18 protein-coding genes are annotated in these 22,267 nt (G+C 35.0%); 11 read left to right on the top strand and 7 right to left on the bottom strand.

Annotated features, from left to right (window positions below; translation table 11 throughout):
• On the top strand, positions 1-1,308 hold the full coding sequence (locus I3217_RS05040) for a RagB/SusD family nutrient uptake outer membrane protein (protein WP_435048657.1): 1,308 nt from the start codon (positions 1-3) through the stop codon (positions 1,306-1,308).
• A gap of 173 nt (positions 1,309-1,481) precedes the next feature.
• Here I3217_RS05040 and I3217_RS05035 read toward each other — a convergent pair whose 3' ends face one another.
• The 4 genes from I3217_RS05035 to I3217_RS05020 are packed head-to-tail and all read right to left on the bottom strand — an operon-like array spanning position 1,482 to position 6,567.
• On the bottom strand, positions 1,482-2,594 hold the full coding sequence (locus I3217_RS05035) for a dipeptidase (RefSeq protein ID WP_435048656.1): 1,113 nt from the start codon (positions 2,592-2,594) through the stop codon (positions 1,482-1,484).
• A 34-nt stretch (positions 2,595-2,628) separates the two neighbouring features.
• Complete coding sequence (locus I3217_RS05030; protein ID WP_435048655.1) at positions 2,629-3,618, bottom strand: hypothetical protein; 990 nt, start codon at positions 3,616-3,618, stop codon at positions 2,629-2,631.
• Positions 3,619-3,649: 31 nt separating this feature from the next.
• A complete protein-coding gene (locus tag I3217_RS05025; RefSeq protein ID WP_435048654.1) occupies positions 3,650-4,165 on the bottom strand; it encodes a lactoylglutathione lyase family protein in 516 nt (171 codons plus the stop codon).
• 41 nt (positions 4,166-4,206) lie between these two features.
• Positions 4,207-6,567 (bottom strand): TonB-dependent receptor domain-containing protein, encoded by a 2,361-nt coding sequence (locus I3217_RS05020; protein ID WP_435048653.1) that lies wholly within the window; start codon positions 6,565-6,567, stop codon positions 4,207-4,209.
• A 190-nt stretch (positions 6,568-6,757) separates the two neighbouring features.
• Between I3217_RS05020 and I3217_RS05015 the strand changes: the two genes are divergently transcribed.
• From I3217_RS05015 to I3217_RS05005, 3 genes are all read left to right on the top strand, one after another.
• On the top strand, positions 6,758-7,774 hold the full coding sequence (locus tag I3217_RS05015; protein ID WP_435048652.1) for a sensor histidine kinase: 1,017 nt from the start codon (positions 6,758-6,760) through the stop codon (positions 7,772-7,774).
• The gene (locus tag I3217_RS05010) at positions 7,771-8,493 is read left to right on the top strand and encodes a LytR/AlgR family response regulator transcription factor (protein WP_435048651.1); all 723 of its coding nucleotides are present in this window, start codon (positions 7,771-7,773) and stop codon (positions 8,491-8,493) included. The genes I3217_RS05015 and I3217_RS05010 overlap by 4 nt, the downstream gene beginning before the upstream one ends.
• 92 nt (positions 8,494-8,585) lie before the next feature.
• Positions 8,586-9,380, top strand: coding sequence for a siderophore-interacting protein (locus I3217_RS05005; protein WP_435048650.1), 795 nt, complete (start codon positions 8,586-8,588; stop codon positions 9,378-9,380).
• Positions 9,381-9,501: 121 nt separating this feature from the next.
• On the opposite strand, the gene I3217_RS05000 is transcribed toward I3217_RS05005, so the two are convergent.
• Complete coding sequence (locus tag I3217_RS05000; RefSeq protein ID WP_435048649.1) at positions 9,502-10,458, bottom strand: helix-turn-helix domain-containing protein; 957 nt, start codon at positions 10,456-10,458, stop codon at positions 9,502-9,504.
• Positions 10,459-10,628: 170 nt separating this feature from the next.
• Between I3217_RS05000 and I3217_RS04995 the strand changes: the two genes are divergently transcribed.
• The 4 genes from I3217_RS04995 to I3217_RS04980 all read left to right on the top strand — a co-directional run bounded on the left by I3217_RS04995 (position 10,629) and on the right by I3217_RS04980 (position 16,444).
• On the top strand, positions 10,629-12,965 hold the full coding sequence (locus tag I3217_RS04995) for a TonB-dependent receptor (protein ID WP_435048648.1): 2,337 nt from the start codon (positions 10,629-10,631) through the stop codon (positions 12,963-12,965).
• A 31-nt stretch (positions 12,966-12,996) separates the two neighbouring features.
• A complete protein-coding gene (locus I3217_RS04990) occupies positions 12,997-14,229 on the top strand; it encodes a DUF4374 domain-containing protein (RefSeq protein WP_435048647.1) in 1,233 nt (410 codons plus the stop codon).
• A gap of 81 nt (positions 14,230-14,310) precedes the next feature.
• Positions 14,311-15,840 (top strand): ankyrin repeat domain-containing protein, encoded by a 1,530-nt coding sequence (locus I3217_RS04985; RefSeq protein ID WP_435048646.1) that lies wholly within the window; start codon positions 14,311-14,313, stop codon positions 15,838-15,840.
• Between the two features lie 112 nt (positions 15,841-15,952).
• Entirely contained in the window at positions 15,953-16,444 is a 492-nt protein-coding gene (locus I3217_RS04980; RefSeq protein WP_435048645.1) for a DUF2271 domain-containing protein, read from the top strand.
• Positions 16,445-16,733: 289 nt separating this feature from the next.
• Here the strand turns inward: I3217_RS04980 and I3217_RS04975 are convergent, their stop codons facing one another.
• Both I3217_RS04975 and I3217_RS04970 read right to left on the bottom strand, forming a co-directional pair.
• Positions 16,734-17,765 (bottom strand): SMP-30/gluconolactonase/LRE family protein, encoded by a 1,032-nt coding sequence (locus I3217_RS04975; protein ID WP_435048644.1) that lies wholly within the window; start codon positions 17,763-17,765, stop codon positions 16,734-16,736.
• 63 nt (positions 17,766-17,828) lie between these two features.
• A complete protein-coding gene (locus I3217_RS04970) occupies positions 17,829-18,437 on the bottom strand; it encodes an NAD(P)H-dependent oxidoreductase (protein WP_435048643.1) in 609 nt (202 codons plus the stop codon).
• 551 nt (positions 18,438-18,988) lie between these two features.
• On the opposite strand from I3217_RS04970, the gene I3217_RS04965 reads away from it, so the two are divergent.
• The 3 genes from I3217_RS04965 (at position 18,989) to I3217_RS04955 (ending at position 22,227) form a co-directional block, all read left to right on the top strand.
• Entirely contained in the window at positions 18,989-19,762 is a 774-nt protein-coding gene (locus I3217_RS04965; protein ID WP_435048642.1) for a cyclase family protein, read from the top strand.
• A gap of 12 nt (positions 19,763-19,774) precedes the next feature.
• A complete protein-coding gene (locus tag I3217_RS04960) occupies positions 19,775-21,250 on the top strand; it encodes a glycoside hydrolase family 1 protein (RefSeq protein WP_435048641.1) in 1,476 nt (491 codons plus the stop codon).
• Positions 21,251-21,321: 71 nt separating this feature from the next.
• Positions 21,322-22,227: a helix-turn-helix domain-containing protein gene (locus I3217_RS04955; protein WP_435048640.1), complete on the top strand. Its 906-nt coding sequence runs from the start codon at positions 21,322-21,324 to the stop codon at positions 22,225-22,227.
• Positions 22,228-22,267 lie beyond the last annotated feature (40 nt).

Raw genomic sequence — 22,267 nt, 5'->3', positions numbered from 1 at the left:
ATGTCCAGTTGCTCTGATTTAATAGATGTTGATCCTCCGGTGGATTCATTGGTGTCATTTACTATTTTTGAGAGTCCTAAAACCGCAGATGCAGCAGTAGCAGGTATTTATTCGACATTCTATAACCAAAGTTATTTTAGTTCTGATTTTACTATAAATGTTTCAGCATACGTAGATGAACTTACTTCATTGTCTGCCACTGTTAATTATTTTTATGAAAACAGTCTTTTAGCTACAGACTCCGATGTTAATACTTTTTGGGCTCAAAGCTATAAGTTGATTTATTTGTCTAATAGTGTTATTGAAGGTTGTGAAAATTCGACAGTACTTACTGATGAAGAAAAAGGACAATTTATTGGAGAGGCCAAATTTTTTAGAGCATTCTGCCATTTTTATTTGTTAAATTATTTTGGAGAAGTACCTTTAATCACATCAACAGAGGTGCAAATAATAAATACTCAGGCAGCATCTTTAAAGGATCCTGTCTATAATCAAATTATAGAAGATCTTATTTATGCCAGAGATTATCTTCCTGCTGATTATAGCATTTCGTTTTCTGATCGAACAAGAGTAAATAGCTATGTTGCTTCAGCTATGTTGGCGCGAGTTTATTTGTATAATGAATTATGGGATTTAGCTGAAACCGAGGCTACTCGAGTTATTGAAAAAACAGATCTTTACACTTTAAATAGTTTAAATGATATCTTCTTATCTAATAGCAATGAAGCTATCTGGCAGGTATATACCAGATTAGGTTACACTGATTTTGCTAATGAGATGGTTCCCCTTGATACGGGAGGTGTTCCTTTATATACAATAAATTCATATCTGCTTAATACATTTGAAGCTGGAGACCAAAGAAAAACTAATTGGATAGGTAGTTTTGATTATTCGGGTGAGACGTATTATTATCCGTATAAATATAAAACAAGAACAAATGTACAAACCGAGCAGGAGACAATACTACGGTTGGGTGAGTTATACTTAATCAGAGCAGAAGCCAGAGCTGAACAAAATGACATCGCAGGAGCTCAAGAAGATCTTGATGCTATAAGATCTCGTGCAGAATTAGATCCATCCTCAGTAACAGATCAATCTTCTTTACTTGCAGCAATCCAAAAAGAAAGACAAGTTGAGCTGTTTTGTGAATGGGGACACCGATTCCTTGACCTAAAACGTACAGGTAATGCTGATAGTGTATTAGGGACTGTAAAGACGGGCTGGAATTCTACAGATATTCTTTTTCCAATACCTCAGGAAGCTATAAGTAGAAATACAAATCTTAATCAGAATGAAGGCTATAATTAATTATTGTAAAAACTGAATCTAACAATGATACGGGCTTATTTCTTAAGTATGTATTATTTAATTTGAGTTAGTTAAAAGCTGTCTTATTTAGACAGCTTTTTTTGTTACAACTATTCTTTTTTTTTATGAAAAAAAGCGCTTATCTGTTAATTTACCTCAATCTATTTAATTTATTAAACAGTTGTAGCTTCATCAAATATTCTGCAATAATTGCCACCAACAATTTTTATAATTTCCTGTTGTTTAAAGCCTGTTTTTAGTAATGCATCTACTACAGTGTATAAAAATCCTTCTTTTTCATCTTTCCAGCTTTTGTTGGTTTTTTGTCCAAATCTGCTATTACTATTATTTGCGGTTGCCATTTTGGTATCAGTACCAATACAAACATGGTCGATACCTACTACATCTACCAAGGCTGCTATGTTTTTAGCGTAATCTAAAGGGGTGTCAGCCAAGTGTGTCCAAACGCCAATAACCCCACCGGCGTTTGCAAATTTTTTGGCTTGTTCTTTACTTATTAATCGTGGCATCATTATTTTTGCCATTTTTTCGTTGCTTCCTAGCTGCGTGTTTAGCCCGGTGTGAGAAATAAGCATAGGTTTAGTTGATGTTTCGATGGCGTCATTTAATGCATCATTATTGCAATGCGCTAAATCTACTAAAATACCTAACCTATTACATTCTTTAATAATGTTTTTACCTAAATCTGTCAATCCGTTAAACAGTGATTCATCTGTATAGATATCACCAATAGGTGGAGTTGATTGTGCGTCATGCATGAGGCCTAAATGTCTTAAACCTCTATTGTAAGCTATTTCTATGCGGTCTAATTTGCCTTCAATAAAATGCCCACCCTCGACCGATTGAATTATAATTTGTTCGCCGGTTTTATGCGCTTTTTTTAAGTCGGAAAAATTTAAGGCACGTTTAAGATTATTGGCCTTAATCATCTCATCCATTTCATCTAAACTTAAAAGAAACCGCTCAAAAGCTTCACCTTCTTGGGTAAGTTTTGGGCGATCTACACAAAACGTCATACCTATGGCAGTTAAGCCCGATGCTTTCAACTCTTTGTTTAGCGGGTAGCTTTGAGCTTCAAAATCTGTTTTGGTGAATGGCATATCCATATGGTTATGCGCATCGATACCGATGGATTTTGCAACTATCTTTTTAACTATATCATTAGGTTCACTATATGCCCATGTGCTGAATGGGTTACATAATAAAGCTGTTCCAGCTCCTGCCGTGGTAAAAATAAATTTTCGTCTTGACCAATTTTGATTCATAAAGTTAGATTTTCTAGTGTATTGTATGATGATGTTATTTTTTATGTTGTTTGAATAACCAATCTCGAACTGGTTTTAATTTGTAAGCATAATCAAACGAATACATATGCTCTGAACCACCACCAGAAACGCCTTCGGGTGTAACCGTTTTGGGACTGAATTGAACGAAGTTTATGTTGTAACCTTCGGCAATTAAGTTTTCTATTTTTTGGTCTTGCTGTGTTTGTGGTAATTGTGCCGAAAATTCGGTAGAGCCATATTTAACATCATTTTCAGTTAATAGGTTTCCTAATTCCCGCATTCCATTTGAAGCTTTTTCATCACCTGCAGAAACTATATAGAAGAAAGTTTTCTGGGTTAAAGGTTGTAAAACATTTATATCCCACTGGCTTCCTACAAAAATTGAGGCTGCAAAAAAATCTGGATAAGTGGCGTTTAAGTGAAACGAAATCATTCCACCCATAGATTGTCCTGTGGTATAAATTCTGTTTTTATCGATGCTATATGTTGCGATAACATGATTTAGTAAACGAAAGGAAATCCCCACTTCATCACTAACTTCGCCTTTGTCGTTGGTAGCCCAGTCTGGTCCTGCAAAAGAAGGAGCTAAAACAAAGCTTGGGTTTTCTAATTGACTTTCGTCTGTTGCCCAAATAATGCCACCATAACCTTGTTTCAAAGGAGCAATTACACCTTTACCAACAGTACTGGCATCTGCAATGAATTGTACCAAAGGATAACTTTTAGTTGGGTCGTAATTTTTTGGTATAAACAAATTGTAGGCCATGGTTTTCCCAGTGATGCTATCCTTAAATTCCAGTGTTTGAAATTCTGGCGCGACTTTTTTCCTAAGTTTTAAAAGTTCAGTATCGTATGATTTGTCTACACCTCCATAAGATGTGTCCCAAGATGTTGTTTGTTGGGCAGGAGGTGTTTGCTTTGTATTATTATTTGTTGATTTACTTTCAGATTTGCAAGAAAAAATCAACACGATTATCAAACAAGATGTAAACGATTTTATCATTTGTTTTTGTTTTAAAATAAGGTTTGTCTGTTTACTCTTGATAAGCACCAGCCGAATATTGTAATTCGTAAGAGTGCGAGTAGATTTCAAAAACAGTTCCAAAAGGGTCTTCTACATAACACATTCTATAAGGTTTTTCACCAGGATAATACCATCTTACAGGCATACGTTGCTTACCACCTGCAGCCACAATTTTATCAACCAAGCCTTCTACATCAGGATCCTGAATTGAGAAATGGAATAATCCAGATCTAAAAGGTTCAAAGGTTGGTTTAAGCTCTTTACTTGCTTTAAATTCAAAAAGTTCAATACCAATTCTATCACCAGTAGATAGATGGGCGATTTTAAAACTGCCCCAACCGCTTCCAAACACATCAATGCACATTTGCCCTATAGCTGTTTCATTTTCTTCATGGATAACCGTTGGTTCCATAATAGTGTAAAAGCCCATAATTTCTGTGTAGAACTTTACAGCCTCTTCTAAATCTGGTACTGTGATACCTATGTGAGAAAATGACTTTGGATATATTTTATTTTCTGTTTTCATAAATTTAAGATTTTATCTTGTTATTGATTAAATGTGAAATTTTAATGTCTTCTAGAGCCACTAAACTCCATGGCTTCACCTTTTCCAAAACCGAAGGATACACCAAAAGTTACGAATCTGCCACGTTTTGACCAATTACGCTGGTAAAAATCTTCTTGATAGGTGTAACTTTCCTGAATTCTACTGGCAAATAAATCACGAACGCCAAGGTTTACAATAGCTTTTCCATTAAGAATTTTTTTTCTTACCCCAGCATCTACAAACCAGGTATCCGATACTTCTCCTTGAATGGTTTCATAAGAAGAATTATAGTTACCTGTCATTTCTATATCAAAATCTGCGGGTAGTCTAAATTTTGTTTGCAGTTTGGAAGTGTTTTGGTTGGCTCTAAAATCAAATACCTGATCGTTAAAAGAGCCGTCCCTTTTATAAGTGTTGAAATTAAAATCGTAAGAAAGTGAGAGCCAATTACTGGGAGAATATTTGGCGTTCAATTCTACACCAGTAGCTTTATTGGTTCCTACATTGGCAGGCATAGAGGTACTTACATTGCCTTCGTAGGTTACAATTCTCTCAATAACATCGGTGGTGTATCTAAAATAAACTCCGGCATTTAGTGAGAGTTTACCTAATTTATAAATATTGGTAATTTCATAAGAATCTGTGTATTCTGGATTTAAATTTGGATTACCAGAACGCAGACTGTATTCGTTTTGAATGTTCAGGAAAGGATTCAAGTCCCATAACCTTGGTCTGTAAATTCTTTTGGAATATCCTGCTTGTAGGGAAATATCATCATTGAATTTATATGAAGTATGAACACTTGGGAAGAGATTGGTGTAATTTTTATCGTTTTCTTCATTGGTGTTTTCAAGTAGTGTGTTGACTTGGGTATTTTCCAATCTGGCACCTAGTTTTACGCCCCATTTTTCTTTTTCATAGGCATAGGTTCCGTAAACAGCAAACACGTTTTGAGTGAAGTTGAAATCATTGGATAAATCATTGTCAATCACAAATTCACCGTTTTCCAAATTACTAGTAGTATAATCATTAGAAACATCATCCAGAATGTATTGTGCTCCGGTTTCTATGGTATGAACGTCGTTGAACGGATGCACGTAATCTAACTTGAAGGTGTATTCTGCTTCTTTAAAATCTGTATCGGTGATTTGTTGAGAGTCATCAGTACTACCGAAAGAATAATTGTTGGCGTAGTTAGAGGTTTGATCCTTTCCGAAGAAGCTACCTAAGGCACTAAATAATAACGATTGATCCTTATGTCTTTTAAAATCTCTTTTGTAATTAAATTCATATTGGTATTTAGGATTTTCAGCCGTAACATCCTGAAGTCTGTTATATGCAGTTTCCAAAGCATTATCGCTATAGGTATTGAAAAAAGTGCTGTAATTTTCATCTTCTTTTTCAAAGGCATAATTACCAGAAAGTGTCAAGACATTATAGTCATCTATAATATAATCTGTTCCCAATGTAAAGTTGAGGAAAGATTCATTTTTTTCTCCATCACCATAACTACTAACTATACTATTAGAACTATAGTCAATACTTTCCATTTCATTTTCAACTGGTCTGGTTCTGCGGCCTACACCTAATTGGCTAAATAGATTGAATTTTTCACTTCTTCTATTGACACTTAATCCCAAACTGTGGTTGTTTGGCACACCTGTATTTAAAGTCACAGAACCGTTAAAACCTTTGCGTTCATCTTTCTTTAAAATAATGTTGATAATCCCAGAGGTTCCTTCGGCATTATATTTTGCAGAAGGATTAGTGACAACCTCAATGCTTTGAATCATATCTGCTGTAATGGTTCCTAAGGCATTGCCTTCTTCACTGGCAAGTACAGAAGGTTTGCCGTTAATCAAGATTTCTACACCTTGACTTCCACGTAGACTAATTGCACCTTCAATACTTACGTTTACAGAAGGAACATTGGTTAAAACTTCCAGGGCACTTGCACCAGTATTGCTCAAATCGGCTCCTACGTTAAACACCCTTTTGTCTAATTTGAATTCTGTTTGGGAAACTTGACCTACAATTAAAACTTCATCCAATTGTTGGGAGTCTTCCTGTAATAAAATAGTGCCTAAATCTATTTGATTATTGGATACCTTAAACTCAGCAATAGTAACTGGAAGATACCCCATAAACGAAATTTCAAATGTCACTTTTTGGGAGTCTATTTCCATTTCAAACAAACCGTCCTCATTACTGGTTGTTCCCGAAATTAGAGTTTGTGATTCTAATGATTTTACAGCAATAGTAGCATAGGGTATAGGTTGTTGTGAGCTGGTATCAAGAATACTTCCTTTAACTGTTACTTGTTGGGCCTGTATTCCAGAAACAACGAAGAAAAATAAACTTATAAGTTGGAAAAATTTCATGTTTTAAAAATCAAAATTATTTACCAGCAAAATTCTAAAATATAGAATGGGTAGTCTTTGTTTTTTCTTTGAACAACAGATTTGTTCCTGTAAACGTAATGCAGGTGAAATTTTGTTGTTTAGATGAATAATTTGGTCGTTAAGGAGTTTTTATTCTTTTGAGGATGTTTAAAACCTTAAATTTGAATTTATGAATGTTAATAATGAAAGTCATATGAGCAAAAGAAAGGAGATTTTGTTTCAGTTTATACTAAACTTGGTGCTCTTTTTTTCTTATGCCATTGAATCCTCACGTTTAAATATTGAGCTGTGGACTATTTGTTATTATTTAAATTATGCCCTTGGCGCATTGTTTATCAATTATGTTTTGCTTCCGCGTTTTTTTTATAAAGAAAAATATAAAACTTTTGTTGTTGCTTTAGTGTTGTTGACGGTTTGGCTTATGTTTGTTGAAGAGTTGGTTTTAGAACCGTTCTTTTTTCCTGAATCAAAAGGGAGTGACATTGGCAATATTTTTTATACGCTTGTTGATGTGCTTCCGGTTATGATGTTGTTAGTAGGTTTTAAATTTGCCTGGGATTCGATAAAAAGACAACAGGAATTAAACCAGCTGAAAGCTTTGGTGAAAGAAAGTGAGCTGCAGTTTTTAAAAACGCAAATCAATCCGCATTTTTTGTTTAATAACCTCAATAATCTGTACTCTTATGCAATAGAGAATTCAGCTAAAACACCTTCCATTATTTTAGAACTGGCTTCTGTTTTACGGTATATGTTATACGATTGTAAAGAGGATTTTGTCCCTCTGGAAAAGGAGATTGAGCATGTGCAAAATTTTACAAAATTAAATGAGTTACAAATAGAAAACAGAGGTCGAGTAACTTTAGACGTACCTGAAATGACCAGTGAATATAAAATAGCTCCTTTAATTTTGAATGTGTTTATAGAAAACGCCTTTAAGCATAGCACAGCAAGTCAATCTCAAGATATTTTTGTGGACATTGCTTTGCATGTTGAAGGAGATCAATTATCTTTTAAGTGTAGCAACAGTTTTGGAAACCAGAGTAATAGCGATAATTTAACCAAAGGAATTGGCCTGGGAAATGTGAAAAAGCGATTGGATTTTCTTTATGAAAATGAATACGACCTTAATATCGATCAAAAAAGCAATGTTTACGAAGTTGCATTAAAAATGCGATTAAAAAGATGATTAAAATAACCACCTGTATTATTGTAGAAGATCAACCGCCAGCACAGCGATTGTTACAAAAATATATTGCTGACTTAGGAACCTTAAAACTACTTGGGACATTTTCTGATGCTTTGGAAGCGATGCAGTTTCTTCAAGAGAATCACGTGGAACTTATCTTTCTTGATATTCACTTGCCGAAACTCTCTGGATTGAACTTTTTAAAAACATTAGAGACAAAACCCAATGTGATTCTTACTACAGCCTTTTCGGAGTATGCTTTAGAAAGTTATGAATACAGCGTGGTAGATTACCTGTTAAAGCCCTTTTCTTTTGAACGTTTTGTGAAAGCTGTTTTAAAAGTTCCAAAAAAGGAAGGAAGTAAAACTGCTCAGGTTCCTATTGGCGAGCCTGATGTAAATAGAAAAAAGGGAGAAGTGTTTATTAAATCTGGGCATGAACATGTACGCCTGGAGATTGATAGTATTTTCTATATCAAATCGGATGCCGATTATACGGAGTTATATTTAGAAAAGACAAAGTATCTCACCTATGATTCGCTGCGTTATTGGGCAGATACCTTGAAACCACATTCGTTTATAAGGGTTCATAAATCTTATGTAGTCAACCTTTCGAAAATCAAAAAAATTAGTGGTAATCTCATCGTACTTTCCAATGATGCCAAAATCCCTTTAGGACGTTCCTATAAAGACGATTTTATGGATGAGGTATTAAATTGAAAGAACTAACTACAGGTACAAAATTCATGTTACTCAATCCATTCAGAATATATAAATGGTTAAGCCATTTTTAACTAAAGCCTATTGAAATTATGATAGAAAAACCTAATATGATGAGAGATGTTTTAACAGTTAAGAATAAGTTTTTTGTCACACCTCATTACATACGCGTTATTTTGGAAAGTGACCAGATGGATCTCTTTCAGGAAGCTAATATAGGAGATAATAATAAATTGGTTATTCCTATGGACAAGACCAAACCTCTACAATTACCTGATGGTCCACCCAAAGGAGGAGTTTCCGATTTTTATATTCGTACTTATACCTTGCGTGCCATTGATTTTGAGAAATCGGAGATGACGGTGGATTTTGTGATGCATGGAGAAACGGGCCCCGCAAGCAAATGGGCTATTAATGCGCAACCAGGCGATCAGCTTGGAGTTTTAATGAAGGCAAAACGCAAACCGCTTTTTCAAGAGGCAGATTGGTACTTGTTGGTCGGGGATCACACGGCGTTACCTGTTATAAGTGCTATATTGGAGCAATTGCCAAGTAATGCTCAGGGTCAAGTGGTTTTGGAAGTCCCTGAACCAGAAGACGTCTTAGAACTTGAAAAACCTGAACATATTCAGATTCATTGGGTGTTTAATCCCACGCCAGGTGAGAATAGTCAATTGGTATCCGTTATGAAGGAGATACCATTAGATGTTTATCCCAATAAATTTGTATATGCTGCGGCCGAATACCATATTGTTAAAGAAATGCAAGACCTATTAAGGCAAGAGCAAAGTTTAGAACGTAAAGACTGGTATGCGTTTTCTTATTGGAAATATGGTGTTGCAGAGGATGGTTCTGCCCAAGATCGAAGGGGACTGACTAAAAATTAGTTAAAAACTATAATCAAGGAATGCGAAGTATTCCTGATTTTTTTTCAAAAACCTCTTTGTAAAATGGGGTTTAAGCAGTTGCTAATATTTTCAAAAAGTTTTAAAGACACAAGTCATCTAATTAACTTTTACTAGGTGTTTTACCGTAGTGATTTTTAAAAATAGTAATAAAATGAGAAACACTTTTATAGCCTAATTGAGTAGATACATCTTCAACTGTATTGGTTTTTAACAATTGAAGTGCTTTTTTTAATTTAAGTTCAATAATATATGCCCGAATAGTAATGCCATAAACCTTTTTAAAATCATTTTTCAACTGCATTTCGTTCAACAAAATATAACGGGAAATCACTTTTATGGTTGGGGTTTGCAAATAGTGTTTATCAATATATACTTTCGCCGATTGTATTTTATCCAAATGCAATAGCTCCTTTTTTAGAGGGGGTGCTAAAGAATCTTCGATAGCTAAAAACAACTCCCGGACCTTCAGCTCTAAAAAATAACTCTTCCGATGTTCTGCTTTATAATACAACATAATACCCTTTAAAATGGAATGTATATGAAAGTTTGCAACCAGCGATGCAATATGGGGAGCACTATAATCCGCTGTAATAATTTTAGAAAAAACAGCATGATTCTTACTCCAGGTTTCTTGTTGTAATAAACTAATAAAGTAAGAGTGCTTTATATAGATTAAAATAGATTCGGTTTCTTTATTTGCTGGTACTTTTACTTTGTTATTGATGCTATCGCCGCATAATATATTTAGCTTTCCGTAGTCTACTTGCGCCTTGGTTCTGGCTTCTTTATATTTTATAGACATGTCTCCACTAATTAAATAAGCAATCAAAACATAAGGCCCGGTAATATTTACATGCTCAGTAAGCAATTTTTCGTTACATCGCCTAGTGTTTATTATACAAAAATGCTGTCCGTGATAAATCTCGCTTGTAATATCGTAATCAGACGTTTTAATATTAACCGATGTATTTTTAAGTTCGTTCTGAGCACTATTTTGCAACAAATCGATATTGTAAAACTCGGTATTTAATTCTTTAAAATAAGACTGTAACAACATATTTCCTTTTCCGAAGTTTAAATTTCTTTTTCAGAAATTCAGATTAACATACTTGCTTGATATTTGCGACAAAAATAATTTAGAATAAGTATAAATAAAAATTAATGCTGTATTTCTTTAAAAATTTGATTTTTATATTGTTGTTATTCATTGGTTTACCTCTGATTTCAATGGCACAGAACACAACGGTTTTTGTTAGCGGTACCGTAACCGATGCGACGGGCATACCTCTACACGATGCTTATGTGTATATAAAAGGGAGTACCACATACACTGTTACGAATGTCGAAGGTAAGTATAAATTAGAAATTCCTGTAGGCGAATTTTATTTGACCTGCGAACTTATGGGCTATGCTACGGTTTCGGAAAAAATTAATGCTTCACAACATTTCCAGAAACACTTTAAACTTCAACAAGACAGCTCTACGCAACTAGATGAAGTGGAGTTGGTGGGGAAAACGGCCATTCAGCAAGTTCGGGAAACGCCTTTTAATGTGGTGGCTCTGGATGCTGGCGAAGTAAAACATACCACCATGAATTTGGGGAATTTACTCAATCGTGCTTCTGGTGTAAAAATGCGCGAATCGGGTGGTATGGGGTCTCAAATGAATATGACTTTAAACGGATTTACAGGCCGTCGTGTAAGAGTATTTATGGATGGCGTGCCTATGGAAGGCTTTGGAAATGCTTTTCAGCTAAATAATATTCCTGTGAGTTTGGCTAGCCGCATTGAGGTTTATAAAGGTGTAGTTCCAGTTGAATTTGGTGGTGATGCTATTGGTGGTGCCATTAACATTGTTACCAACCAAAAAGCCAATACGTATGCCGATGTTTCTTACGCGTTTGGTTCGTTTAATTCCCATCGATTCAATACCAGCGTGGGCTATACCAATAAAAACGGATTTTCATTTTTGGTGAATGGCTTTGTGAATTATTCCGATAACGATTACAAAGTACAGCTCGATAAAATGCTAGATGTAGAAACCGGAACCTATATTCGAGGCGATTATACGGTACGTCGTTTTCACGACCAATATCGAAACCAAACGGTTATGGCTAAAGCTGGTTTTGTAAATAAATGGTGGGCCGATAGGTTTTATCTTGGTTTAACTGCTGGTAATTTGGATGCCGATGTGCAAAACGCATCTACCTTAGAAATTGTTTACGGAGCTAGAACGCGTTCGGCGGCTTCGGTTTTACCGTCTTTAGAATACTATAAAAAAAATCTGGGTGTAAAAAATCTTAATCTGCGGATTACAGGAAATTATAATTATACCAATAATAAAAATGTCGATACGGTGGCGCGTTTGTACAATTGGTATGGCGACTATATGCCAACACGTACCAAAGGCGAAAGCGGTACCAATGTGTTGTCCGATTTTGTAAATACCAACTATTCGGCCACAGCAAATGCGACTTACGAAATTAATAAGAATCACAGTATCGTATTAAACAATGTGGTTTCTGGTTATAACCGAAAAGTATCGAGCGATGTACCTTTAGATGAATTAACTTCGGCTGCTGATACGATGCAACGAGCCTCTACAAAAAATGTTGTTGGACTGTCGTATAACTATCGAAAAAGTAAGAAATGGCATGCCAATCTGTTTGCCAAACATTATTATCAGCATGTTTTAGGGCCTGTAGATACATCGACTGTTGCCAATAACAATTATTACATTGAAGACGACCGCAGTTTTACAACTACCGGTTATGGAGTAGCTATTACGCGACATTTAAAAGGTGATATCCAGTTGAAGGCGTCTTACGAAAAAGCCTATCGTTTGCCGTCCGACCAGGAGTTGTTTGGCGATGAATTGTTAACTTCTTCTAATTCAGGGTTACGCGCAGAAAATTCTAATAATTTCAATTTAGGTATTTCCATGAATAAGCAATTGCCTAACAACAATGTGCTTTATGCCGATGTGAATACTTATTATCGATTGAATAAAGATTTTATTCAGCAAGTGCAAAATGCCCGTTACGGTACGATTGGCAATGTCAATTTCGGACGTGTACAAAACATAGGTGTCGATGCCGAATTGCGCTACTATCACGGTAATAATTTTATGCTTGGTGGTACTGTAACCTACATGGAACTTCGGAATAAAGAAAAAATGCGAGATGCTGCTTCTAGCGTTTCAGCACCTACCTACAACGACCGTATGCCTAACATTCCGTATTTCTTCGGAAATGCCGATGCTGCTTATTATTTGCACGACGTGGGGAGAAAGGGCAATACCTTGAGCTTGAACTACAACTTCAATTTTGTGGGCGAATTTTATCTGCTTTGGGAAAGTCAGGGTAACAGCAATACCAAAGCCACTTTACCAGAACAGATATATCATGATTTTTCGGTGAATTACACCATGAAAAACGGTCGTTACAACATTAGTTTGGAAGCTCTAAACTTTACTGATGCCATGTTGTACGACAATTTTAGTCTGCAAAAACCAGGTAGAAGCTTCAATATTAAGTTGCGCTATTACTGGAACAAAGCCATTTAAAAAAATAATTATTTATAAACACAAATTCAAAATGAAAACAAATTTTAAACCGTTGAATATGCTTAGAAAACCATTTCTATTCAGTCTTTTGGCAACGTCCTTAATCGTTTCTTGTAGCGACGACGACAGTCCGTCAACCGATCCCGATCCAGAACCAGAAGGCGCAGTACAATATTTTATCGCTGCCGAAAATGGTAATGGTACTTATTACATAAATGTAGACGATTTAACTCAAGGTACCACAACCACGACAGGAAATGGTATTGAAGACCCAAATACTTATACGCATTATGCTTACAACGGAACAAAGGCTGTGATTGGTCTGTCTTACCGTCAAGGAAATCCTGCTATCGGACACATGTTTGGTTTAGATCAAACAGGTAATTTAGAAGAAATAGGTGCCGGTTTTCAAATGACTAACGGATATTCGTCTTTAGGGCCTTTTGAAAATTATATTGTCACCACCAGAAGTGGTGTAACCTTTGCCGATGATACGGTAGGTGCAAACTTCTACTTTATCGATTTGGATAATAACGGCGCAGTGTCTCAAAAAACCTTAGAAACCATGGATTTGGTTGGTAACGGTTTAGATACAGGCTTAGTAGGAATTGCTGATTGTGGAGATGGTTCATTCATATCGGCTGTACAACTTACAGATGGCGATATTAACGAATGTTATGTGGTAAAATTAGACGCCGATTTAAACGTATTACAAGTAATGCACGACGATCGTATTGGTGAAGCTTTAGGTCGCTGGCGTTCGGCGCGTTATTCCTTATTAGCGAACGACGACGATGGCAATACTTACGTGTTTGCAAATCCTAACGGAGGAACAAAATCAGGAGCTGTATTAAAAATTAACCAAGGCGCTAGCGATTTCGATGCAAGCTACTATTTCGATATTCAGGCTTTATCAGACGGATTTGGTTTCCGTAAAGTATGGCACATTACCGAATCGTATTTCTTATTAGAATTCTACAACGAATTAGAGCCTTCCAACAACACAGCCGCTTACCAATATGCTGTTGTTAACACGGCATCTAAAACCTTCTCTTGGATTAACGGTTTGCCAGATTCAGGAAATGTTAGCGGTGCAGGATGGCCTTTTGCTGCCGATGGTAAAGCGTATTTACCAATCACTACTAACGATACCGCCCCGACAGTTTATGTAATCGACCCTTCAAATGCTACAGCAACAGCAGGAATCGTGGTTGAAGGTGCTACAGACATAGGGGGTTTAGCAAAATTACAATACGAAGAATAATTCAGAAACAATAAAAACAGCGTACCTGTAAGTGTTTAAACTTAAAAATATGTACAGGTTCTTTTAATAAACTATACCCTTATGTTACGACATTTATTTTTAGGAATTGCAACTTTTTCGTTAGCGTTTAGCGGATTATATGCACAATCTGATAATTTACTTTCTAACGACTACTGGAAAGGGAACCCTGATTTAAAATCAGTGAAAACGGAAGTGGCTAAAGGCTTCGATTTTTCGAATCTTGTTGGTATGAAAGATCCCATAATGTTAGCCATGAGCAACGGTGCTTCTCCAGAAATTGTAAATTATTTAATTGATCAGCCAGGTGTGGATGTGTCGCGTTTATTGGTTGAAAATCGTATTTATTTACACGTCGCAGCCAATGCTGGCAAAGCAGAAGTTGTGGATCATTTATTAGAAAAAGGTTCCGATATCAATTTCTTAGACGGAAATGCGCACACGGCTTTTTCTTACGCAGGATTTCAAGGCCATTTAACTAAAGAGATGATCGATGTGTTTGTAAAACACGGAGTAGATTTAAACAAAACTTACGAAACCAAAGATGATGCGAATATCTTATTAATTTCGATTCCTTACGATAAGGATTTAGAAATTACAGATTATTTGGTGTTTAAAGGCGTTTCGATTAAAAGTCTAGACGGAAAAGGCAATACAGCTTTTAACCACGCCGCTAAAATTGGCTATGTAGGCACTATGAAAGAATTGGTAAAACGTGGCGTAGCATACAACGATAACGCTTTGTTTATTGCAGCTCAAGGTACCTACCGTCATGCAAATTCTATAGATGTGTTTCAGTATTTGGTAGACGATTTAAACATTACACCGACCATTTTAGATGAACATAAACGAAATGTGTTGCACTATGTAGCCAAAAAGAACGATCAATTAGCGATTGTAAATTACTTTTTAGCAAAAGGTGTTGATGTGAATCAGATAGATGAAGACGGTCAAACACCTTTTATGGTGGCTTGTGGCAACCGTAGCTCCGAAGTTGTTAATGCGATGTTGCCAAAAGTGAATTCAAAATTGATTAATCAGAAAAATAGTGATGGCCAAACAGCTTTAATGTTAGCGGTTGAAAAAGGTGATGCGCAAACCGTAGAAAATTTATTGAAACAAAAAGCTGATGTTAAGGTGAAGGACAACAAAGGTAATACTCTAGTGGCATATCTAGTTAATTCATATCCGGTGGCTAAAAAAGGCGGTCGCGGTTTTAGAGGCACAACCATCGAGAAGGAGCAAGAAAAATTCTTCAGTAAATTGAATTTACTTAAAGATGCCGGATTGGACTTTTCGGCTACCCAAGCAAAAGGCGAAACGGCTTATCATCTAGCAGCTGCAAAAAACGATGTGAAATTATTGAAAACGCTTTCAGAATTAAATATCGATATCAATGGGCAAGACGACACCGGAGCAACGGCTTTACATGTTGCCGCTTTAGCTGCCGAAAACGACAAAATACTTCAGTATTTAATTTCCGTAGAAGCTAACAAACAAATAGAAAACGAATTTGGCGAAACCGCTTACGATCTTGCCAAAGAAAACGAAACGCTTAAGAGCGATCATGTTTCGGTAGCATTTCTAAAATAATCTAGATTTGATTTCATTTAATTTAGAGAATTGTTGATTTGTAAAATGCCCTCGTTTGTTGAGCATTTTATATATATGAATAAAAGAAGGAAATAAATTAATTTATAGCAAAATGAAAAAAATAACCATAGTTATAAGTGTATTGTGTAGTGTGCTGTTGTTTTCAGCTTTTAAAGCTGCAAAAATAGAACCCAATAAAACTATAAAGTGCATGATACAAACCAAAAAGTACACTGGAGAACCAGCGTATATTGCGGTTTCGTTACTGGATGCTTCAGGTAAATATGAAAAAACACTGCGACTTATTGGGAATGACGATAGTTGGTTTAACAGCTTATTGGATTGGTGGAAATATTTGGGCGAAAGCGACAATACAATCGATGCCGTGAGTGGTGCAACCATTACGCCTGGAGACCGATCTGTTGTGGTGCTGGAAATTCCAGAATCTAAAATCGATAAGAATTACAGCATTCGTTTTGAAAGCGCTGTAGAAAAGCAAGAATATTACAATACCGATTTGGAAATAGCTTTAACGACTGGTAATCTACAGGGAAAATTTGAAGGGACAGGTTATGTTCGATATGTTAGATTGATGGCGCATTAAAAGCATTAGTTGAAACAATAGTACCAAAAAGGCAGCCAATTTAATTGGCTGCCTTTTTGGTAAAAGAGATGGATTTGCTTTAAGTTCTTATAAGGCAATTCTTTTCGTATATATGTTGTTATTGAGGTAAATTTTAATTGACATTTTATAATGTATACTATACCAAATTGGATTTAAAAAAAGCAATAGTACGTTCCCAGGTGAGGGACTTAAAAAAGGATTTTCATTTAAACTGTGAATCCTCTATAAAATTAAAGAACTGAAAGCAATTCTTTAGCCTTTTCAGGAGTTAATCAATCTTAATCCTGTTGATCGTGAATGTCATATTGGAGATATCCCCTTTTATTTCATTGATTCGTGAATTTGTAAAATACAAATACCCTTTATGGATGCTAAATGTGTCCGCCCACTTTATGTCTTCTCCCTGTGCTAAGGTTTTTAGTTTGCCTTCAGGAGTAAGATAGTCTATTTTGGAATGCTCCAAATCTGCTAAATAAAGGTTGCCATGACTATCGAATATCATACCGTCTGGAGCTCCCGTTTTAGCCTCTTTTTTTACACTGGCTTCAATTTCCTTTTCAGATCCATTTGTTAAAATATTGGTAGGTGCAGAATAGAGGGTGTACCCAGTTAAGCTATGGTAGAATAATCTATTATTGTCTATGTTTAAGGCGATGCCATCAGAGTGTACGGGATGACCTCCCCATTTGTTGCCTTTAAAGTTGAGGTGGTTTGTTTCGGCTTCTGTTGAGTAGTGGTTGTCTAAAACACGTTTGCTACTTCGGGTGTTTAAATTATAGACAATTATGGCGCCATCATTGGAGTCGGTAATGAAAATGACCTTGTTTTTATGGTCTATCCTTAAATCGTTGGTGTATGAATTGGGTTTGTAACTGTCTTTGCTCAATAAAAGGATATCTTCCAAAGTATTGTTTGATAGATTGAAAACAAAAATTCTGGGAGTATCGATAACACCTTTCCAAAGAGAATTACGGGTGTCCAAAACATATAGTTTATTAGCGTCTGCAACAACAGATTGAACGGCTACAAATATGGAGTCTGAAACAGGTTTGTCTACTTCCCAATTGTTCCAAGTTTTATTTGGATATGGAGTAGGGGTGCCATTATTGTCTACTTCCACTACAGAGTTTTCTACAGTTTCCCTCCATCTGGGAAAATTGGTAAATATCCTTCCGTTTTGGCTTACGGTAACGCCCGTAACCTGCTGTCCCTTAAATTGGCATACTTCTTCAATTTTTGGGTTTTGTGATTGAGATTTAAGACAGGTAACTAGGAATAAAACTGTGATTAAAGTTTTCATGGCAGTACAATTAAGAATTGTAAAAATACTACAAACACAGCTTCTGTCAATAATAATTTGTAACTACGATTCAGGTAGGAACACCTTTTTTAAATGGTTTGAGTAATTTGACTTGTGGATTTCAATTTGTTCAGGGCCATTATTTTTTTCGACATCATGAAAATGGATGCTTTCAAGAGCTTCCAAGGCGATGAATTCATTCATGCGGTGAAATCCAAACAAGATACCGTCATCAACGCTTGTTTCTTTAAAGAATTCCCCAGGTAGGGTGAAAGCTGTTTCTGGAGCATTCCATGTGGTTGTTACCATATATTTACGTCCATGCATAAGGCCTCCTGTTCCGTAGTTGATATTTGGATTTTCTGCTTTGCGTCCATCACTGTAGTACATACCTTTTCTATGACCAGCCGTTAAAACTTTGTCTAAATATTCTTTTAGTGCATAAGGCATCCCCATCCACCAAGCAGGGAAATGATAAATGATGATATCTGCCCAAAGAAATTTGCCAATTTCTTCCTCGATATCATAAGGGTTATTGATGTCTGTAAATTGAAGTTTAAAACCTTTGTCTTTGGTAAAGAATGATTGGTCTATTTCCAATAACGTTTTATTGAATTGTCCGTTAGAGTGAGCAAAAATTTTACCTCCGTTAATAACAAAAATCTTCTTCATCTGTCTTGTTTTTTTAAAACGGTGCAAAGGTCAAAAATCGAGAATTAAAAACACAGGATATGTATCATAAATTTATGATAATGTTTGGTTCTAAGGCATTCTTGCTTTGCGTTTTTAAGGGAGTAATAATTTTTTAATTAGTAGTAAAAAGCAAAATGATTTTTTCATGATTATATGGGATTCATTGTTTGACTGCTAGTTTATGATAAAATTTTAGAATGTTTTTATTAATGTCTATATAAAACCATTACTTGTAGTTTGAAATAGTTGATTTTGATAACTTGTTTCATGTGTTTGATAATTTTGTTTTTATTTTTTTTTATGATTTTTGTAAGTAAGGAAGGTTTATTTTGTTAATTGTGCAATTATTGTGGGTGGTTTGTGGGATGTGTGTAGGTGATTGCTGCCTTTTGTTATTTGAAAAGATTAATAGCTACTAGTCACTAGTTTGTAAAATTTTGAATATATATAGAAAAATTAAAATGTGTTTTAGGTAGGGGGTGTATTTAAAACGATAATTATAAAACGTTAAACTTTAATTCAAAAAAATAATGTCAATAATAGATCTTTCTGTTACGATTTCAGAGAAAATAAAGGAGCCTCTAATTACAAGAATTGAATATGAAAATCATGAGGAATGTGTGGAAAATACAGGGAAGAGGTTATTTAAAGATATTCAAGGAGATATTTTTGTGAATGGCAAAGGCTTGGCTGGAGAAATGTTGTATTTAGCTACGCATTGCGGTACACATGTCGATGCTCCGTATCATTATTCTCCTACTTGTGGGGGGAAGCCTTCTAGGACAATTGAAGAATTACCTTTGGAATGGTTTTTTAACGATGGAGTTGTATTGGATTTTACTGATAAACCCGATGGTTATTTAATAGAGGAGAAAGATTTAGTAGAGAAGCTTTCTGATATAGGTTATACTTTAAAGCCTCTTGATATTGTGTTAATTCGTTGCGATGCTGATAAAAGAATTTATAATGAAGATTATGTGAAAATTCATGTAGGCGTTTCCGCTAAGGCAACCAGATGGTTGATCGATCAGGGTGTTAAAGTTATGGGTACTGATGGCTGGGGATGGGATGTGCCTCTACATATACAAATTGAGCGTTTTAAGCTAAATCCAAAACCAGGGATAATTTGGGAAGCTCATTATGTTGGTATTGATAAAGAATACTGTCAGATAGAAAAATTAGCCAATTTAGATTTATTGCCTCCATTCGGATTTAAAGTGTCTTGTTTCCCAACTAAAATAGAGAAAGCTAGTGGGGGCTGGACTAGAGCTGTGGCTATTCTTGATTCAAATAAAGTCCAATAATAAACTAAGAAAATGAAAAATAAATTAATTGCAACGTTAACAATGTTAACTGTTATGTTACATGTATCATGTATTCAAAAATCAAAAACAACTCAAAAAGATCTAGATGTAAATAAGAAAGAGTTTTTGTTTGGAGTGTCTACATCGGCATACCAGGTAGAAGGTAATTACAATAAAGAAGGAAAAGGGGAGTCTAAATGGGACTTTTTAACGAACAAAGTAGGGGTAACACAGTTTGTAATTGGTGAAAAGCAAACGGCAAATGTTTCTGCTAATATGTATAATAGGGAGCAGTATCTGAAAGATTTAAAATTGCTAAAGGATATGGGGGCGAATAGTTATCGTTTTTCTTTAGATTGGAGTAGAATAATACCTGATGGGGTTGGAAAAGTTAATGAACTAGCTATTGAGCATTACAGTAAATTAATAGATGACGTGAAATCTTTTGATTTAGAACCCGTTGTAACTTTGTATCATTTCGATTTCCCTATGGCTCTTGTAAAACAAGGTGGTTGGGATAACTCACAGATGATTAATTGGTATGAGAATTATGTTTCTGTTGTTTTCGATCGTTTAGGGAGTAAAGTGAATTATTTTATAACTTTTAACGAACCTTATATTGAATTTTTGGTGTTTGATTATTTGTCTAATGATGGGGTAAACAATCAATCTCAATCCGAGCGTTTTGCTAATGGATATAAAAAGGGGTTAAATCAAATTATTGCTAGTGCTAAGGCAATTCAGATTTATAAAAGCATGGGATTGAAAGGGAAAATAGGGATTACATTAAATTTATCTCCAACCTATCCTTTAAATCCAGAAAGTAATCAAGATAAGATAGCGGCAAATTTTCAGGATAAATTATTGAATACAGCTTTTTTAGATCCTGTTTTAAAAGGGGAATATCCTAAACAGGTTAAAGATTCGGTGCAAAAATATGTGCCAGAGTTTAATCCGGATCAAAATACTTTAGCTTTTTTAAAAGCAAATACTCCAGATTTTTTAGGAGTAAATTTTTACGCCCCTGCATTAGTGAAGTCTGATAAAAAAGCTCCTTTTTCATCAACCTGGTTAGGTAATAATACAGATGAAGTTAAGGCTCATAATGGTGTAGTAAGTCCAAAAGACTTATATAAAGTATTAATGCGTTTAAAAACAGATTATAATAATCCCACTGTTTTAATTACAGAAAATGGAGCTAGTTTTGAAAACGACGATGTAAAGCAGGAAGGTAAAGTAAATGATCCATTAAGAACAGATTATATTGAGAGGCATGTTAAGGCAGCATTGGATGCTAAAAAAGAAGGTGCAAATTTAATTGGCTATATGGCATGGTCCGGGTGGGATAATTTTGAATGGGTCTTTGGATATACTGCTCGTTATGGGTTAATTTATGTTGATTTTGAGACTCAGCAACGAATTCCAAAGGAAAGTTACTATAAATATAAAGCTTTAATTACTTCAGTTAAAGGTTTGAGTGTTAATTAAATATTGTGAAATTAAAAGTTGTTAAATTGAAATCTTAACAAAAAACTTTATCTGTAATAAAACAAATAACGATGGAACAGCAAAAAATACCAACTTTAAATGTGGCAGAAGTTTCAAGTTATCATGATTCTATCTCTCATTCAATTAATGAAATTTCGAATGTAAAATGTAACGATTATCATGTTAATAGTCTGAGTGTAATTAAAGATAAAATGAAATTTAAGGTTAGGCCACATAGAAAAACTGTTCACGACTTTTTGTTTTTAACAAGAGGGAAAGCAAAAAGAAGTAAAGGGTTAAACCATATAGAGTTCGAAGGTCCAGCTGTGTTTTTTTTGCCAGCTTATCAAATAACTCAGCATTCTCATATGAGCGAAGATGCTGAAGGTTATTTTTGTCATTTTGATGAAGATTTATTTGAATATCTTCCAAATGGGTATTTGGTAGACAGATATCCATTTTTTAAAATGGAATCAGATCCTGTAATTCTATTGTCAGAGGAAACTAAAGAAGGTTGTGTTAGTATTTTAAATAGATTGCTTGCTTTATATGCATCTGGTGAAAAAACCAGAAAAATTCTGGTAGCCTCTTATTTAATGGCTTTTTTTGAAGAGCTTAAAAAGGAATTAATATCCGAGTCTAAGAAAAGTTTTAACTCTAGTTTTAGAATTACTGAAGAATATAAACAGGCACTTTCTGAAAATATTTATAATTACAACCAAATTTCAGACTACGCAAGTTTGTTAAATATAACACCTAATTATTTAAATAAATGTGTTAAAGATTGTGTGAATAAAACAGCTCAGGACTTATTAAAGGAAATGATTGTTTTAGAAGCTAAATCCCTAATTAAGTACTCCGATTTACACGTGTCAGAAATAGCCGTTAAACTGTGTAATCAATCTCCAAGTAATTTTTCCAGATTCTTTAAAAACCAAACAGGAATGACACCAAAACAATATGCTCAATTGGATTGATTTTGATAAGTTGTCTCCTGTAATTGATAAACAGTTAGTA

The sequence above is a fragment of the Formosa sp. S-31 genome (genome assembly GCF_051172795.1).
Taxonomy (GTDB): Bacteria; Bacteroidota; Bacteroidia; order Flavobacteriales; family Flavobacteriaceae; genus Formosa.
Note: the sequence above shows the minus strand (reverse complement) of the source record. Positions and strands in the feature narration are given on the sequence as shown.